Here is a 15702-nt window from a genome sequence, read left to right as displayed (position 1 = left end):
GCCGCGTGGGCCTCACCCGCACGGTGACGACGGTGAGCGGTGCTGACCGGCACCGGGCCGTCCGCCGGCCTCCTCGGCACCGCGCCGCCGGCAAGCGCCGGCCCGAACGCGTCCGGCGGCCTGCTCGGGGCGCTTTTCGGGAGCCTGTTCCGGGTGAATGGCGGTCCGTTCGCGGCCGGCCAGCCGGTGACGGTCGGCGAGATGGGGCGCGAGCTGTTCGTGCCGAACGCGGACGGCCGGGTGGTTCCGATCGCGGATCTCCGGGCCCGCGCCCGCCGGCGCCGACACGTTCACGGCGAAGAACGGCGCCGCGTTCCAGCGCGTCGCGGCGCTGCCGGACGTGGCCGCCGCGCTGATCGACGCCGGGTTCGAGGCCTTCGTGGCCGGCCTGCCGCAGGACGCGCCGGCGAACCCGGGGCGGCGGTATTCCAACCACGGCACCCCGACGGTGTCGTCGTGAGGGTGCTCCACTACGCCTTCCGGCTCCCCCGCGGCGGCGTGCCGCCGTTCCTCGCCGTGCGGCTCGGGGGCGCGATCCGCGGACCGGCGCGGTGCGCTGCCTGCCGGTCCCGGGCGTGGCGATCGCCTGGACGATCGACTGACCGGGACGGCCGGAGGTGCGCGGCTCCGACCCCGCGCCGGACGGGCTGACGATCGATCCGCGGACCGGGTTCCTGCTCTTCCCGCTCTCCCGGGCGGGGGCGGCGGAGCTCGAGGCCGCCGCCGCGCCGATCGCCACGCGGATCCGGGCGCTGATGCCAGACGGCAGCCCGGTCCCCTATCTCGCCGGCACGATCGCCCTGGAGGACTAGGATGGCCATCGGTCCGCTCGATACCCCGGCCGGCGGCGCCCCGGCGATCGTGGAGCGCTACGAGCCGCAGGTGGTCGAGGTCGTCGTCCACTACCCGTTCGGAGCCGCCGACGAGGCCGTCGCGGCCGCCGCCGCCACGGTGCAGGCGCCCCTGGACGGACCCGCCCTGGGCGCGGCCACCGCCGACACGCCGCAGGCCGACGACGACAGCCCGCGCGTGGCCACCACCGCGATGGTCCAGGCGGTGGCCCGCGCCGTCCTGGCCGAGACGGCGCCCGCGGTCCGGCGGGCGCTCGCCCAGCTCCTGACCACGCCGGGGGAATTGCGGGCGCTTCTCCCGGCGGCGCCGCCGGACACCCCGGACACGCCCTGGCTGTCGCGGGACGCCCTGGTGCTGACGCCCGGCGCCTGACACGATCCGCACCCCGAGGAACGACCGAGATGCGCCTCCGCCCCATCGCCGCGGCCCTCCGCACGCTGCTCGCCCTGCTGCTGCCGTTCGAGGCCGCGGCCTGGGACGCGGCACGGGCGCCGCACTACCCGGACGCCGACTTCAGGACCCTGGAGGCGAACCGGGTCGTCATCCACGGATCCGGCTCCACCGGCGACGGCTCGCGCCTCACCGTGACCCTGCCGGACGGGACGACGACGAGCGTCGCCCAGGCGCTCGCGGCGCGCCAGCCGCTGGACGCCAGCCTGAGCCTCCTGGGCTCGATCGGCGCGCCGCTCCTGCGCGGAACCGGCTCCGGCTACCAGGTCCAGCCCGATCGGACGATCCAGGGTCCGGACGGCCGGCGCTTCATCGTCAAGGGCGTGACCTTCCTCGACTACCTGTTCGTCTCCCTGGAGACCCGGTCGGACTACCGCTACCGCGCGGTGCCGGGGATCGCGGTCACCGGCGGCGGCAGCACGCAGTCCGGCTTCGAGCCGTCGGTCTGGGGCAAGCCCGACGGCTCCGACGTGCGCGCCCGGATCACCGACTGGGCGGCGGCCGGCGTCAACCTGCTGCGCGTCGCCGTCGAGCCGGCGGTGGCCTACACCGCGGCGGCGAACGGCTATCCGTCCCACTGGCAGATGATGGACGTCATCGTCTCCGAGGCGAACCGGCTCGGCTTGGTGGTCCAGTGGCAGTCGGCCAACGACAGGGCCCCGGCCGACCTCAACGCGGCGTTCCTCGCCCAGCTGCGCGACCGGTACTGGACGGCCCGCAACGTCTGGATCAACACCGGCAACGAACTCGGCTGCGCGGCCGGCGGCCCGGCCTGCACGGACGTCGCGACCTGGAACGTCAAGCAGACCCAGTACCTCCAGGCCGTGCGCGGCGACGTGACCGGCCAGCCCGCCGGCACCCGGTTCACCGGGCCGGTGGTGCTCAACGCGCCGAACTACGGCGAGGCGGTCGACACCGTCGCGGCGCTGCTGGCCAACGGTGCCGTCTACGCCAAGGACCCGAATCTGATCCTGGGCGTCCACACGTACCGGATCGGCGAGGCCACGTTCGGCGCAAGGCTGCGCGCGCTGCAGCCGGCCTGGGTCGACGCGATCGGCACCGTCGCCCTGTTCATCGACGAGACCGGGCCGAGCAACGACGGCACGCTGCGGGATCCGTCCCTCGACCCGAAGGCGGATCCGGCGCTCTACCCGGTCTCCCCGGCGGCGACGCTCGCCACCGCCTACGACTGGACGGCCGACCTGCTCGCGTGGGCCCGGCGCCTGTCCCGGGAGACGGCGTTCTCGGGGGTGACGTTCTTCTCCGGCTCTGCCTACATCCCGGGACTCGGCATCCACGACCCGAACAGCCTCAAGCGCCGGGACGGCACCTGGACGCCGTTCGGCCGGATCGCCCGGGACGGCTGGTTCTCGGCCTCGGCCGACGGCACGAGCTTCGCCAGCCGGCCCTTCGTCACCCTGCTGTACGATGCCGACATGAGCCTCAACGCCCGGGGGTTCGCCGGCGGCGCGGCGGCGAACGGCACCGGCACCTACGACGGCTGGATCTCCCTGGACGGGGCCACCAGCCTGACGCGGGGCTCGGACGGCACCATCACCCTGGCGGGGGGCTACCTGCGCCAGACCGTCCGGGGCCGCGGCGCCGAGATCGCCGGCTCGGCGATCGTGACCTCGTTCGGCGACCTCACCGGCTCCGTCGAGGTGGGGATCGACTGGCCCGGCAGCGCCGGGCCGGCGCTCGTGCAGGTGAACGCCGCGCACGGGCGCGGCCGCGGCGGCGCGGTGACGCTCCCGGCCTCGGTCGCCGGCGACATCACCGTCACGCTGCATCCCCTGGGCGGCCCGATCACCTTCCGGGACGTCCAGGTCGAGGGCGGCTACCGGCCGACGCAGCTCGACCGCCGGCCGCCGGCGATCGAGCGGGCGCACGTCCAGAGGCTCGCCGACCCCGCGGGGGCGTACCTCGTCGCCGGCACGCTGATCGCGGCCGCCGCCAACACGCTGACCTTCGCGGTGCCCTACCCGGTGCCGATGCGGGCGATCCCGGCGAGCGCGACCTTCGCCGGCACGGCCGACGCCGATTACGGGATCGCGGTCTCGGGCCAGGGGCAGGCGGGCTGGACCTTCGCGATCCAGAACCCGGGGGCGGCCGGCCTGCAGGTGCTGGCGACGAAGCCGAACCACGGCCTGACGGCCGCGCAGCTCCCCGCCTTCTACACCGCGGCCGGCGGCATCCTGGTCTCCGCCGAATAGCCGCGCCGTTCCGGCCATCCCCGACCGCATGAGGACGCCATGACCGCACCGATCGTGCGGGAGGGGTGAGGCCCGCTTCCGGCGCCGGGCCGTGACGGACGGGAGGTCGCCCCGGGGCTGGCCGGGGGACGGCGCGCGGAGGAGCGGGGCCATGGCCGACCACCTGCCCGAATGGATCGGGCGCCTGATCGAGCGGGTCGAGGCCACCGGCCGCCAGATGGACGCCCTCGGCGGCAAGCTCGACCGGATGGACGAGAAGCTGGAGGGGGTGGCCTACCGGCGCGACATCGAGCTGTTCGTGGCGCGCGACGAGATCGAGCGACGGATCGACAAGGCGGTAGAGGGCGCGCGGAACGAGGCGGCGAAGGGTCTGGCGGAGGTGAACGGGCAAGTGCGGCTGCTGTACCGGATCGGCTCGGGGCTGGCCTCGGCGGCGCTGCCGGCCTTCGGGGGAATCGTGCTGGCGAAGGTGGGGCTGGCGCCGCACTGAGCGGGACCGCGCGTTCCCTATGGTTCTGGAGCCTGCGCCGGCTCCGGCCCGGGCGCATGGTCGATTCCGGCCACTTACGGCATCGTGACGCGAACGCCCTTGAAAAAAACGGCCCGCCGATGCCTCGCTCGGTCATGCGCTCGATCTGCACCGCCGTCCTTCTCGCCCTGACCGCGACAAGCGCCCTCGCCGGCGATCCGTCGCCGGGCGGCCCCGTCTCGGCGGGCGGCTTCGGGATGGGCGGAGCGGACTACTACGGCGATGTCCGCAGCCACATGCCGTTCACCCGGGAGGCGCCGCCGCACCCGATCGGCCTTGCCGAGATGGCGCGCGTTCGGTCGGCTCGCCGCCGGGCGGAGGTCGCCGCGCGGCATGCGCCGCATCGAAGGCTTCCGCACGGCTGACCGGGACCGCCGCTCCGCCCGCGCGTCTTTGCAGCATTGCAAGGCCGGCCGGTTCAGCCCCGCCGGCCGCCGCCGCGCGGGGCTGTTCTTCGCCCGCCACCGATCTACGATCTCGGCGGATCCGGGCTCTCCCCCTGGGGCCTGGATCCGGGGAAGCCCGCCCGGCCCAGCGCCGCGGCGGGCTTTTCGTGCGCGGTCCCGACCCGGGACGCCCGCCGCCCGGCGGCGGCACCGCCCGCTAACCGCGCTCCCGCATCCTGCATCCCGAGCCGCGTTGCGTATCGGCTCGGCTCACGCTGGTGAGATCGGACGCTCCCCCGCCCCGTGAGCAGATCGGGGCGGGGCCGAGCCAACGGCTCGTTATGGGTCCGGTTCGACCGCGGCCGGCCTGTCTATCAGCCCCGCATGCGCCGACCTCCTGCCCGCCGTCGCCTGATGGCGCGACGAGATCGAGCGCCTTAACCTTTCAGATAGGATTTTGCCCGCGAGCCGAGACCATGTGCAAAGATCAGGCAAGACAAGGCGTTTTAGCCTAGGGCCGATCTCGAGCAAGGCTCGCATCGTGATCCTGCCAATGTACGGATAAGGCGATGCGAGGCGCGCGGCTCGGCTATATCGATACCATCCGCGGCCTTGCCGCGCTTGGGGTGATCTATTACCACTTTGCCCAGTATCTGATGAGGACCGGCCAGATTGGCAGCGGGGTCGAGCAAAGGATATTCGTAGCACTTACCCAGTACGTAGATCTGGGAAAGGTTGCGGTCATCATGTTCTTCGCCGTTTCCGGATTTGTCGTTCCGTATTCGCTCGATGCGCGCAGCAGCGTACCGATAAGACAATTTGCAATCACCCGGTTCTTTCGCCTCTATCCGGCGTACTGGCTCTCGGTTCTCTTGGGGGTCATTGCCTTCTACCTATTGCCTGGACGCATCATATCGACGGCAACGATCTTAACGAATCTGACGATGCTCCAGCAATTCTTAGGTATAGAAAACATCATTCTTCTGTACTGGACTTTGCAGATTGAGCTGATCTTCTACGCCCTATGTGTGATCCTGTTCTTAGCTGGCCTTCTTCAGCGGACTTCCGGCATTGCGATTTCGGCAGCGACGATGCTCCTGGCTGCCCTCGCCATGGCAGTTGTGCGTTACCAGCTTGCCAAAGCTCTGCCGGTCGCTCTTCCCCTATCCCTTGCAATCATGTTCTGGGGTGCTGTCTGGCGCCGTTGGCGGGTTGAGCAACGGGCCGATGCGAAACGAGCCGCCCTTACCCTTCTGGTTCTCATCGCGCTCGCGGTGCCGCTCATCTCGGTTCTCGCCTATGGACGCGACGTCGGCTTCGGTCAGAATTGGTATCTCTACATCTCGACGTATTGGGCAGCTCTGATCCTCTTCGTCTTGCTGACCACGCGGTTCCGGATCGAAGGACCCACATTCGCCTGGCTGGGAGCGATCAGCTACGGGCTCTACCTCTTCGGTCCCATTGCCCAGGAAGCAGTGATCGCGGTCGCGCCATCGTTGGGGATAGAAGGCCACGGCCACCTCATGATTGCAGCCGCGATGATCATAACGATTGCCTTTGCCGCTCCAGTACACCGCTGGATAGAGCGGCCCTGCGTTCGGCTCGGCCGGCGTCTGGTGAGAGCCCTCGAGCAAAACAGGGAAAGGGTAGAAGCCAGTTCACCGGATCATCCCCAGCCACTCTCGGCGCGCTAGCCTGAACTCCGGGCAACCACGCTGGCCTTCGCGAAGCTCGTCTCCCGGGCCGGCCGATCGCTCACGGGTGGGCCGGGCGGCGGCCTGATCTGACGCGCCGCCACACCCAAACCGATTTCGCGCGGGGTCCTAGCCGCCCTGCAGGCTCTCGGCGAAGTCGTCGGGGATCTCGCCCCATTGGCCCAGGATCGTCACGCCCTCCAGTTCGCCGGTCACGTCGTCGGCCACCACCTTCAGCGCCGCCGCGCCGGGCATGCGCTTGGCCAGGTTCTCGGCCTTCTTTAGCGCGCCGCTCTCGGTCTGTGCGGGTTCCTGCCGAGCCGGCCGAAGCCGCTTCCGATGGATCTCGAACGGCTGCACCACGAACGCCGTCTTCATGGCCATCTGCGTTTCCCCCGCCCGCCGCGACACGCGGCTTCCGAATGATTTCTTCTCAACCGATCATGCTTACTAAAACCTGATAGGGATTGGTCTTTTCCCGCCCTATTCACATTCGTCCACCGCCCGGGGAGAAACATCCCGACCGCGGATTGAACCGAGGCGCCGCATAGGATTTGTTCTGCATCCGTTCTAGCACGACGGAGTGACGGGTGCACCTCAACCGCATCGACGAGCTGTTGGTCCGCAGCCCGGATGCGGTCCGCGTCCCGCTGATCGGGCAGGCGCTGTGCGCCGGCTTCCCGTCGCCCGCCGACGACTTCCTCGAGGGCGCGCTGGAGCTGCCCCGCTGGCTGGTGCCGAACCCGCCCGCCACCTTCCTGTGGCGCATCGCCGGCGCGTCCATGGAGGGGGCCGGCATCTACGACCGCGACCTCGCCTGCGTCGACCGCAGCCTCACGGCCGGCCACGGCAGCATCGTCGTCGCGGCGGTCGACGGCCAGATGAGCTGCAAGCGCCTGGTGATCGACGGCAACGTCGCCCGGCTCGCCTTCTGCAACCCGGACCTGCCGGCCTTCGCGGTCGACGACCTCGGCGAGGGCGTGATCTGGGGTGTGGTGCGCTTCTCGATCCGCTGGCACGTCGCCCGCGGACAGCTGTCGTGAGCGCGCCGGAGGCCCGCCGGCGCGACCGCATCGGCGGCGGCCGCGCCGTGGCGCTGATCGACGGCAACAGCTTCTACTGTTCGTGCGAGCGCGTGTTCGACCCCAGGCTCGCCGCCGTGCCGGTGATCGTGCTGTCGAACAACGACGGCTGCGCCATCGCCCGGACCGCCGAGGCCAAGGCGCTCGGCATCCGGATGGGCGACCCCTACTTCAAGATCCGCGACCTGTGCCGGGCCCGGGGCGTGCGGGTGTTCTCGTCGAACTACACCCTCTACGGCGACATGTCGGGGCGCACCAACGCGGTCTACCGGCAGTTCAGCCCGCAGGTGGAGATCTACTCGATCGACGAGAGCTTTTTGAACCTCTCGGACGTGGCGCCGGCGCTCCGGGTCGAGCTCGCCCGGGACCTGCGCGCCACGGTGCGGGCCTGGACGGGGATCCCGACCTGCGTGGGCATCGGCCCGACCAAGACGCTGGCCAAGCTCGCCAACCACATCGCCAAGTGCGTTCCGACGCTGCAGGGGGTGTGCGACCTGACCGATCCGGCCGCCTACGCGCACTGGCTGTGCCGGATCGACGTCGCCGAGGTCTGGGGCATCGGCCGGGCCTCGCTCGCCAAGCTCCAGGCGATGGGCGTCGAGAGCGTGGCGGACCTGCGCGACCTCGACCCGCGGCCCGTGCGCAAGGGGCTGACCGTGGTGGGCGAGCGGATCGTCCACGAGCTGCGCGGCCTGGCCTGCCTGCCGCTGGAGCTGGTGCCGGCCCGACGGAAGGGCTGCGCGGTGACCCGCTCGTTCTCCGCCCGGATCGAGGACCGCGCGACCCTGGAGGAGGCGGTGGCCACCCACGCGACGCGGCTCGGCGAGAAGCTGCGGCGGGAGGGGCTGGGCACTGACCATGTGACGGTGTTCTACCACACGAGCGAGCACGACCGGGGCGCGCCGATGCGGTCCGTGTCCACCACGGTGAGCCTGCCGGAGCACACGTCGGACACGCTGGCGCTGATCAAGGCGGCCCGGCACGGGGTGGCGAAGACCTGGCGCGCGCCGGGAGATCGGCCCTGGCGGTACTCGAAGGCCGGGATCGTCACGAACGACCTCGTGCCGCTGTCGCACAGCCCGCGGGCGCTGATCGGCGCGCTGGATCGCGAGCGGTCTGGCCCGCTGATGGCGGCGATGGACGCGTGCAACGCGCGCTGGGGCCGTGGGGCGGTGGTGCCGGCGCGGGCGGGGCTGGTGAGCCGGCGGGACTGGAGCACGAAGTTCGAGATGCGCACGCCGCGCTACACGACGCAGGTTGGGGAGCTGCCGGTGGCGCACGCGTGATTGAGCGCTGAGTAGTGGTTAAGCCCGGTTCGGGTGGATTTGCGACGGTCCGCTTTTGGGCGGCCGACGCTTAGAAGCGGACCTCGTCCAACCCGCTAAACTCTCAAAGAGTGCTCCGCGCAGCTTTGGTTAAGATAGTGACCGGGTCGAAATGGATCAGCGGTAGCGTTGTCGACGAATGCCATGAGATGTCATCATAGACGCAGATATGTTTCAGATACTCGGAGCGGCGACGCTCCCTCGAACATATAAGATCCCTCGCATCTCGGGTGCGGAAGTGGCGGCTGCGCGGTCGGTAAAAGACGTTAACAGCCCCGGCAAAAAAAACGCCTCGCCCAGGCAGGCCGCCTCGACCGAGAGGCACAGCGCGCGGGCCAGGGCATATAAATCAGGGCTTGATGTCGATTAATAGACGTGTAAACTGTACGTTGATAGCCATATTGTTCGTACATCTAAATAAGGTGCGAAAGGAAGTATAAATATGAACGTTTTTAAGCATTCGTTATTTGCAGCTTCCGTCATTTTAACGATGCCTGCAACTTGCGAAGCCTGCGACGCATTGGTCGGTAGTATTCTTACTGCCAATTTGAAGCCTGCCATTGAGGATTTAGACTGTTCAATCTTAGGCAAGGCGGGACTCGACAAGAAGGGGCATAAGCTGGTCAGTGTCTGCTACGAATCCTCTGGCCCAGCATCGCACGTCCGCGTCAATGCGAGTCTTAATTGTCATACAAGTGATCGGGCGTTAATCCCAGCCAGCGTCTCTGAGAACGTTTCAGTCGATGCCGACGTGAGCGGTGCAGATTGTCAAAGTAAGGACGTGCGCGTCCAGGCTTCCGGAGAAATTACGAAGGGCTTACTTAAAGCATTCGGCGCCAACGGAAAAGCCGGTGAAGCCCTCCAGAAAGGCCTGAATCAGGCCTGTAAGCGATAATTGGCATACAGAATCTATCGATATAGAATATTTCGGGACCTTCAGGGTTGAATGAGCAAAGAGCATCTCACTCGCATCTGGCAATGGGCGTCAATCACCGGAATTCTGTTTGTACTCGCAAGTGTCGTGTCGATCCAAGGTGGGTCTTCGTTCCTCGGTAAGCTGGTCGGGGACGCGGCTAGTGACGCTGCGGCTAACCGGCCCGCAATCGGGTTCTTCGCCGCGGTCGTTGGAGCTGGGTTACTCTTCGTCGCATCGTTCGCGCTCGTGTTGCACGCGTTGAGGCATGGAGATCGGTGGCACGAGCGGGTGCCGGTCGTTTGGCTGGAGGGCCTTCGGACCGGGACTTGGGACGGCAGCCTTTACCAGGCGATCGTGCTATTGCTTTTCCTCGCTTTACCCGCGATGGGCATCGGCAGGTCTATCGAGGTCGCCGAGACGGGCGACATCTGCGAACTGAACACCGCGCATTTTTACAAGGGCTCTGAGACGACGCTGCTGGCGCCACCGCAATCGGCCTCCGGGAATCAGATGAGGCTGCGCCGGGAAGGAGCCGGACAATCCCCTTGTACGGACGGGATCGAACTGCTGCCGCGCTTTGGGACGCCTGCGCTCGTTTATGGCCTTCCGCTCCTCGGCGGCGGTATGGCTCTTTTCGCGCTTTGGGCGATCTTCGTGCGCAGGTCGGCATCAACGAGGAATAATTCCGACGACGTAGCGCCGCTTCCTGAACCCGGCGCCACTTTATGACGAGACGCGGGCGGCCCTAAAGCGGGAACCGACCAGTCTGAATCGTCTGGGGTTTCGGCGCGAACGGCGGTGTGATTCGGTGCGCGGCTTTCGCCCTGCCAGTGCACCTGCTCGGACGAGATGGGCTAACGAATGACAGCTTTCGAGAAGCACTTGCGGCTGTCTTTATGACCGGCGTGGGTCGCAAGCAGCCGCACTACGGCTTCGTCGCCACGGTGAGCCACGTCCAATTGACCAATCGATCGCCGGTCTGCCGGATGGGGGTGTAGCGCTGCAGGCTCTGCCAGGAGCGGTGCCCGCTCACAGAGGCGGCGAGCGGCACGGTCCGGCCCATCTCGAACAGGCGGGTCACGCCGCAATGCCGGAGATCGTGGAAGTGGAGATCCGCGATCCGGAGGAACGCGCAGGCCCGGGTGAAGGCCGCCGAGATCGCATCTGTGGTGTAGGGGAAGATGCGCGCCTCGCGGCGCGGCACAGCCGCGATGATCGCCAGCGCCTCCGGCGGCAGCTCGCACCACACGTCGTTGCCGATCTTGTCGCCCCGGTTCTTCATGTCGCGCACCAGGACGCGGCTGTGGGGCCAGTCGAGGTCGGCCCAGGTGATGCGGACGATCTCCTCCTGGCGGCGCGTCGAGTACAGCGCGAAGGCGACGATCCGCTGCATCGGCAGGGACGACGGCCGGCGGCTCCGCACCGCGCCGAAATGCGTCATCAGCCGGTCGAGCTCGTCGAGCGTCGGCAGCCGCTTGCGGCGCTTCGACTTGCCGACCAGGCCCATGCGCCGCGCGACGAACGCGGCATCCTTCAGTGCCTCCGGATCGAGCGGCCAGCCCCAGCCACGACGGGCGCTCGTCATGACGGCCGACAGGTGCGACAGGTAATTCCCGACCGTCGACGGATCGCGCCCTTGCCCAGCGCGGTGATGAAGGCGGTGATCTCGGCGCCCGTCACCGCGGAGCAGGGCAGGGCGGCCAGCGGATAGCCCTTGATGGCCTGCAGCACCTGGGCCTTGGTCCGGCCGATGCTCTTGCGTGATTCGGCGACGTAGCGGTCGATCGCCGCACCGAGCGTCGGATCCTCGACCTTCGCCTGGTCATGGGCACCGGGCGCGTCGAGTTCCGTCTCACGCTTCCTGATCCAGGCCGCGGCCGCCGCGCGCCGGTCGAAGGTCCAGGTCTCCCGGTGGACCTTGCCGTCTCTTTTGACGACGATCTGGGCGTGATACCCCGTCGTCCCGTTCTTCCCCGCGCGCTCGACGATGGTCCCCATCGCGCGCCCCGCGGGGGTACAGCACGGGGTCGAGCCGGTACAGCAAAGCTGTACAACGAGCAATCCAAGGCCCGATGAGGCACGCCGAGGCCCGGCGAGGTACAGCACGAGAGCGACGGCAAGTGATTGACGGACCGGAAGAACCCAGAAATCTCGAAGGATGGCGCTTTTCCGTCGCCCCGATGATGGACTGGACGGACCGCCATTGCCGGGCCTTCCACCGCACCCTGTCGCGCCGCGCGCGGCTCTACACCGAGATGGTGACCACCGGCGCGGTGCTGCACGGGCCGCGCGAGCGCCTGCTCGGCTTCTCGGCGGCCGAGCACCCGGCGGCGGTCCAACTCGGCGGGTCGGACCCGGCGGAGCTCGCGCAGGCCGCGCGGATCGCCGTTGCGTTCGGCTACGACGAGGTCAACCTCAATGTCGGCTGCCCGTCGGACCGGGTGCAGGAGGGGCGCTTCGGCGCCTGCCTGATGCGCGAGCCCGTCCTCGTGGGCGATTGCGTGGCGGCCATGAAGGCGGCGGTCCGCGTGCCGGTGACGGTGAAGTGCCGGATCGGGGTCGACGATCAGGACCCCGAGGCCGCGCTGGACGCCCTCGCCGACGCGGTGGCGGCGGCGGGCGTCGACGGCGTGATCGTCCACGCCCGCAAGGCCTGGCTGCAGGGCCTCTCGCCCAAGGAGAACCGCGACGTGCCGCCCCTGGATTACGGCCGGGCGGCGCGGCTGAAGCGCCGGCATCCCGGATTGCCGGTCTCGGTCAACGGCGGCCTGCGCGATCTCGACACCGTGCGGGCGCGGCTCGCCGAGGTCGACGGCGTCATGGTCGGCCGCGCCGCCTACGCCGAGCCGGCCCTGCTGCTGGACGTCGATCCCGCGCTGTTCGGCGTGGCGGCGCCGGCGGCCGACGCCTTCGCGGCCGTGGAGGCCTTCGAGCCCTACCTGGCGCAGATCCTGGCCGAGGGCGAGCGCCTGCACGGGGCGACCCGGCACATGCTCGGCCTGTTCAACGGCCGGCCCGGGGCGCGGGCCTATCGCCGCCACCTCTCGACCCACGGCGTGCGGCCCGAGGCCGGCCTCGCGACCCTGCGGGAGGCCGTTGCCCTGGTCTCCCGCGAAGCCCCGGAGGCTCGGGCCGCCTGAGGCCCGGGACGGTCACGGGCGCCGCAGGATCAGGCGGTCGCCGCGGACCTCGTAGCCCGAGAGGCGCGTCAGGAAACTCTGGCCGAGGAGGTTGGCGGAGAGCGCACCGGGCTTGGCCACCATGGCGTTCACCCGCCGCTCGGTGATCGTGCCGACGCTGAGGGTGTCGAGCTGGATCGGCGCCGCGTAGGTGATGCCGTTGGCGGTCGAGACGCGCGCCGTGAACTCCGAGGCCGCCGGCGCGAGGCCGAGGGACGCGGCATTCTCGGCGGTCAGCACGACGCTGCTCGCCCCGGTGTCGAACAGGAAGGGCTGCACCCGGCCGTTGACCTCGGCCTCGACCCGGAAGTCGCCGTCGGCCCGCCGGGTGATCGTGACGGCGCCGTCGGCCGTGGAGGCGGCGGTCCCGGGCCGGAGGTCGCCGAGCACCTGGGTGCTGACACCCTGGATCCGGTCGCGGTAGCTGTAGCCGATCACCAGGGCGAGGCCGATCAGCGCCCAGGCCAGGAGCGCGCGCAGATTGGCACCGAGCCGGGCCCTGAACTGCCGCCAGAACCCGGCCACCACCAGGAGCAGGATCGTGCCGGTCCAGGCGAGGCTGGCGAGCTGGTCGGGCTCGATCACGCCGCCGATGCTGTCGCCGCCGTCGCCGAGCATCAGGGCGGCAAGGACGAGGGCGAGGGCGGCGAGGCCGAGATAGATCATGTCGGCAACGGGGCTTCGAGCGGTGTCATATGGGCCGCGCGCATCCGCGCTTCGAGACCGGACATGATGGTGCGGCGCTGCGCGTCCGACAGCGCCCCCCAGGCGGCGATCTCGTCGCGGGTCCGCCCGCAGCCGCAGCACAGGCCGGTCGCGGCGTCGAGCACGCACACTTTGGTGCAGGGCGAGGCGGGTTTTGGAGCGGGCGACATCAAAAACCTTGGCCGGGGGATCGTGGCCGGGTCATGACATCCGATGCGTCCTCAACCCGCCGCCGCCACCAGGGCCAGCAGGGCGGCGATCTCCGCGACCTGCTGGCAGGCGCCGATCACGTCGCCGGTCTGGCCGCCGATCCTGTCGCGGGCGATCCGGGTCAGGCCCAGCGCCCCGAGGCCCGCGGCGACGAACGCCAGCGCGACGCCCCCCGGCGACAGGCCGAACGGCACGGCGGCGAGCCCCAGCGCGGCGCCGAGGCCGAGGGCGGTGGCCAGGCTCCCCCGGTCCGGACGGCCCACCGCGGCCGAGAGGCCGCCCGGCCGGGCCGGCGCCAGCAGCACCATCGGGGCGAGGGCGGCGACCCGCGACAGGGCGGCGGTCAGGACCAGTGCGGTGACGGCGGCGTAGCCGGTCCGGTCGAGGAGCGTCGCCAGCGCGCCGATGCGCAGGGCCAGCGCGAGCACCAGGGCCGCCGCCCCGTAGGCGCCGATCCGGCTGTCGCGCATGATCTCGAGGCGGCGCTCCCGGTCGACGCCGCCGCCGAACCCGTCGGCGACGTCGGCAAGCCCGTCCTCGTGGAGGGCGCCCGTGGCCACCACCAGGACCGCGACCGCGAGCGTGGCGGCCAGGAACGGCCCGAGCCCGATGCTCCAGGCGGCCGCCAGCGCCAGGCCGGCCGGCAGGGCCAGGATCACGCCCGCCAGCGGCAGCATCCGCGGCAGGCGGGTGAAGTCGGGGGACCGGTGCGGGTCCGGCTCGCCGGGCATTTGCGGCACGGGCAGGCGGGAGTAGAAGCGCAGGCACCCGGCGAGGTCGTAGAGGGCGCCGCGCCCGGGCCAGTCGGCCTCGCCGCCGGTCTGCCTGTCCATTGCGGTCTCTCGCATCCGCCCGCACCCGCGCCCGTCCGGGCGCCGATCCCGAACGGTCGGGCGGGCGGCAAGTATAGATGTCTTGACCCGGCTTCGTCCGCCCGTCCGCGGGTGCCCACAGGAAATCATCGCTGCCATGACCGCAACGATTACGGCTGAACCCAATCCGTTCGACGATATCCGCAATCTGCTGCGGGCGATGCCCGGCCCCGACGCGGAGGCGCAGGCGGCCGTCGCGGCCCGGGACGCCACGCTGACCAAGCCCGCGGGCGCGCTCGGTCGCCTGGAGAGCCTCGTGTCCTGGCTTGCCGCCTGGCAGGGCAAGGCGCCGCCGAGCCTCGACCGGCCGCTGGTCTGCGTCTTCGCCGGCAGCCACGGGGTGACGCGCCGGGGCGTCTCGGCCTTCCCGGACGCGGTCAACCGGCAGATGCTCGACAATTTCGCGGCCGGCGGGGCGGCGATCAACCAGATCTGCGCGGCCTACGGGCTCGGCTTCAAGGTGTTCGACCTCGCCCTCGACATGCCCACCGGCGACATCACCGAGGGTCCCGCCCTCGACGCCCGCGCCACGGTCGCCACCATGGCGTTCGGCATGGAGGCGGTGGCCGCCGGCACCGATTGCCTGGGCATCGGCGAGATGGGCATCGGCAACACCACCGTGGCGGCCGCCCTCTACGCCGCCCTGTACGGCGGCGATCCCGCCCACTGGGTCGGGCGCGGCACCGGCGTGGACCGGGACGGCCTGTCGCACAAGGTCTCGGCCGTGGCGGCGGCGCTCGCCCACCATGCGGGCCATCTCGACGATCCGCTCCAGGTGCTGGCGCGGCTCGGCGGCCGGGAGATCGCCGCCATGGCGGGGGCGATCCTGGCGGCCCGGCTTCAGCGGATCCCGGTGGTGATCGACGGCTACGTGGCGACCGCGGCGGCGGCCGTGCTGCACGCCGCCGACCCGCGCGCCCTCGACCATTGCCTCGCCGGCCACGTCTCGGCGGAGGGCGTCCACGCGGAGGTGCTGGAGCGGCTCGGCCTCGTGCCGCTGCTGGCGCTCGGGATGCGGCTCGGCGAGGCCTCGGGCGCCGCCCTGGCGATGGGCCTGCTGAAGGGCGCGCTCGCCTGCCACACCGGCATGGCGACCTTCGCGCAGGCGGGGGTTTCGGAGACGGGCTAGGGCCTGAATTCAATCAGCTTGGCCGAGGCGATGTCCGGAGCGGGTGGGTAGCGGAAGTCAGCCACTAGCCTCGAAGCGGACGTTCCGCATCCGACTCAATTCGGTCGTCCGAGACAATTTGCTTATTGCCCGAAAGCGGACGACGGAGGGTGTACCGATC

Annotated in this window: 18 protein-coding genes; 12 read left to right on the top strand and 6 right to left on the bottom strand. The window is 70.1% G+C overall.

The genetic code is table 11. From position 1 onward, the window contains the following. Window positions 1-617: 617 nt before the first annotated feature. The 6 genes from MKL01_RS10170 to MKL01_RS10145 all read left to right on the top strand — a co-directional run bounded on the left by MKL01_RS10170 (window position 618) and on the right by MKL01_RS10145 (window position 6124). Window positions 618-812, top strand: a complete 195-nt coding sequence (locus tag MKL01_RS10170) for a hypothetical protein (RefSeq protein WP_243905092.1) — start codon at window positions 618-620, stop codon at window positions 810-812. A gap of 1 nt (window position 813) precedes the next feature. Continuing rightward, window positions 814-1224, top strand: coding sequence for a hypothetical protein (locus MKL01_RS10165; RefSeq protein ID WP_243905091.1), 411 nt, complete (start codon window positions 814-816; stop codon window positions 1222-1224). Window positions 1225-1253: 29 nt separating this feature from the next. Continuing rightward, entirely contained in the window at window positions 1254-3515 is a 2262-nt protein-coding gene (locus MKL01_RS10160; RefSeq protein WP_243905090.1) for a hypothetical protein, read from the top strand. A 151-nt stretch (window positions 3516-3666) separates the two neighbouring features. Then, window positions 3667-4005, top strand: coding sequence for a hypothetical protein (locus MKL01_RS10155; RefSeq protein ID WP_243905089.1), 339 nt, complete (start codon window positions 3667-3669; stop codon window positions 4003-4005). 119 nt (window positions 4006-4124) lie between these two features. Then, entirely contained in the window at window positions 4125-4409 is a 285-nt protein-coding gene (locus tag MKL01_RS10150; RefSeq protein WP_243905088.1) for a hypothetical protein, read from the top strand. Between the two features lie 590 nt (window positions 4410-4999). Next, window positions 5000-6124 carry an acyltransferase family protein gene (locus MKL01_RS10145; RefSeq protein ID WP_243905087.1) on the top strand — a complete coding sequence of 375 codons (1125 nt, stop codon included), beginning with the start codon at window positions 5000-5002 and terminating at the stop codon, window positions 6122-6124. A 129-nt stretch (window positions 6125-6253) separates the two neighbouring features. Here MKL01_RS10145 and MKL01_RS10140 read toward each other — a convergent pair whose 3' ends face one another. Beyond that, window positions 6254-6508 (bottom strand): hypothetical protein, encoded by a 255-nt coding sequence (locus MKL01_RS10140; RefSeq protein ID WP_243905086.1) that lies wholly within the window; start codon window positions 6506-6508, stop codon window positions 6254-6256. Window positions 6509-6714: 206 nt separating this feature from the next. On the opposite strand from MKL01_RS10140, the gene MKL01_RS10135 reads away from it, so the two are divergent. The 4 genes from MKL01_RS10135 (at window position 6715) to MKL01_RS10120 (ending at window position 10176) form a co-directional block, all read left to right on the top strand. After that, window positions 6715-7167 (top strand): LexA family protein, encoded by a 453-nt coding sequence (locus MKL01_RS10135; RefSeq protein ID WP_243905085.1) that lies wholly within the window; start codon window positions 6715-6717, stop codon window positions 7165-7167. After that, window positions 7164-8492, top strand: coding sequence for a Y-family DNA polymerase (locus MKL01_RS10130; RefSeq protein WP_243905084.1), 1329 nt, complete (start codon window positions 7164-7166; stop codon window positions 8490-8492). Before MKL01_RS10135 ends, MKL01_RS10130 begins: the two co-directional genes overlap by 4 nt. A 481-nt stretch (window positions 8493-8973) precedes the next feature. Then, window positions 8974-9426 (top strand): hypothetical protein, encoded by a 453-nt coding sequence (locus tag MKL01_RS10125; protein ID WP_243905083.1) that lies wholly within the window; start codon window positions 8974-8976, stop codon window positions 9424-9426. Window positions 9427-9477: 51 nt separating this feature from the next. Further along, window positions 9478-10176 (top strand): hypothetical protein, encoded by a 699-nt coding sequence (locus MKL01_RS10120; RefSeq protein ID WP_243905082.1) that lies wholly within the window; start codon window positions 9478-9480, stop codon window positions 10174-10176. Between the two features lie 196 nt (window positions 10177-10372). Here MKL01_RS10120 and MKL01_RS35970 read toward each other — a convergent pair whose 3' ends face one another. Both MKL01_RS35970 and MKL01_RS35965 read right to left on the bottom strand, forming a co-directional pair. Beyond that, the gene (locus MKL01_RS35970) at window positions 10373-11032 is read right to left on the bottom strand and encodes a tyrosine-type recombinase/integrase (RefSeq protein WP_313901455.1); all 660 of its coding nucleotides are present in this window, start codon (window positions 11030-11032) and stop codon (window positions 10373-10375) included. Further along, a complete protein-coding gene (locus MKL01_RS35965) occupies window positions 11029-11553 on the bottom strand; it encodes a hypothetical protein (RefSeq protein WP_313901454.1) in 525 nt (174 codons plus the stop codon). The genes MKL01_RS35970 and MKL01_RS35965 overlap by 4 nt, the downstream gene beginning before the upstream one ends. Here MKL01_RS35965 and dusA point away from each other — a divergent pair. After that, window positions 11520-12587: a tRNA dihydrouridine(20/20a) synthase DusA gene (gene dusA / locus MKL01_RS10110; RefSeq protein ID WP_409566236.1), complete on the top strand. Its 1068-nt coding sequence runs from the start codon at window positions 11520-11522 to the stop codon at window positions 12585-12587. The genes MKL01_RS35965 and dusA overlap by 34 nt on opposite strands. A gap of 12 nt (window positions 12588-12599) precedes the next feature. On the opposite strand, the gene MKL01_RS10105 is transcribed toward dusA, so the two are convergent. Genes MKL01_RS10105 through cobS form a run of 3 tightly spaced genes read right to left on the bottom strand, consistent with a single transcriptional unit; the run spans window position 12600 to window position 14374 of the window. Beyond that, window positions 12600-13292 carry a TIGR02281 family clan AA aspartic protease gene (locus MKL01_RS10105; RefSeq protein ID WP_243905080.1) on the bottom strand — a complete coding sequence of 231 codons (693 nt, stop codon included), beginning with the start codon at window positions 13290-13292 and terminating at the stop codon, window positions 12600-12602. Then, window positions 13289-13501 carry a DUF1289 domain-containing protein gene (locus MKL01_RS10100; RefSeq protein WP_243905079.1) on the bottom strand — a complete coding sequence of 71 codons (213 nt, stop codon included), beginning with the start codon at window positions 13499-13501 and terminating at the stop codon, window positions 13289-13291. The genes MKL01_RS10105 and MKL01_RS10100 overlap by 4 nt, the downstream gene beginning before the upstream one ends. Window positions 13502-13552: 51 nt before the next feature. Then, window positions 13553-14374, bottom strand: a complete 822-nt coding sequence (gene cobS, locus MKL01_RS10095) for an adenosylcobinamide-GDP ribazoletransferase (RefSeq protein ID WP_243905078.1) — start codon at window positions 14372-14374, stop codon at window positions 13553-13555. Window positions 14375-14510: 136 nt separating this feature from the next. On the opposite strand from cobS, the gene cobT reads away from it, so the two are divergent. Next, complete coding sequence (gene cobT, locus MKL01_RS10090) at window positions 14511-15542, top strand: nicotinate-nucleotide--dimethylbenzimidazole phosphoribosyltransferase (RefSeq protein ID WP_243905077.1); 1032 nt, start codon at window positions 14511-14513, stop codon at window positions 15540-15542. The last annotated feature ends 160 nt before the right edge of the window (window positions 15543-15702 follow it).

Origin of the sequence: Methylobacterium sp. J-070, from assembly GCF_022829385.1 — a bacterium.
GTDB lineage: Bacteria > Pseudomonadota > Alphaproteobacteria > Rhizobiales > Beijerinckiaceae > Methylobacterium.
This window is presented reverse-complemented; position numbering and strand designations above follow the sequence as displayed.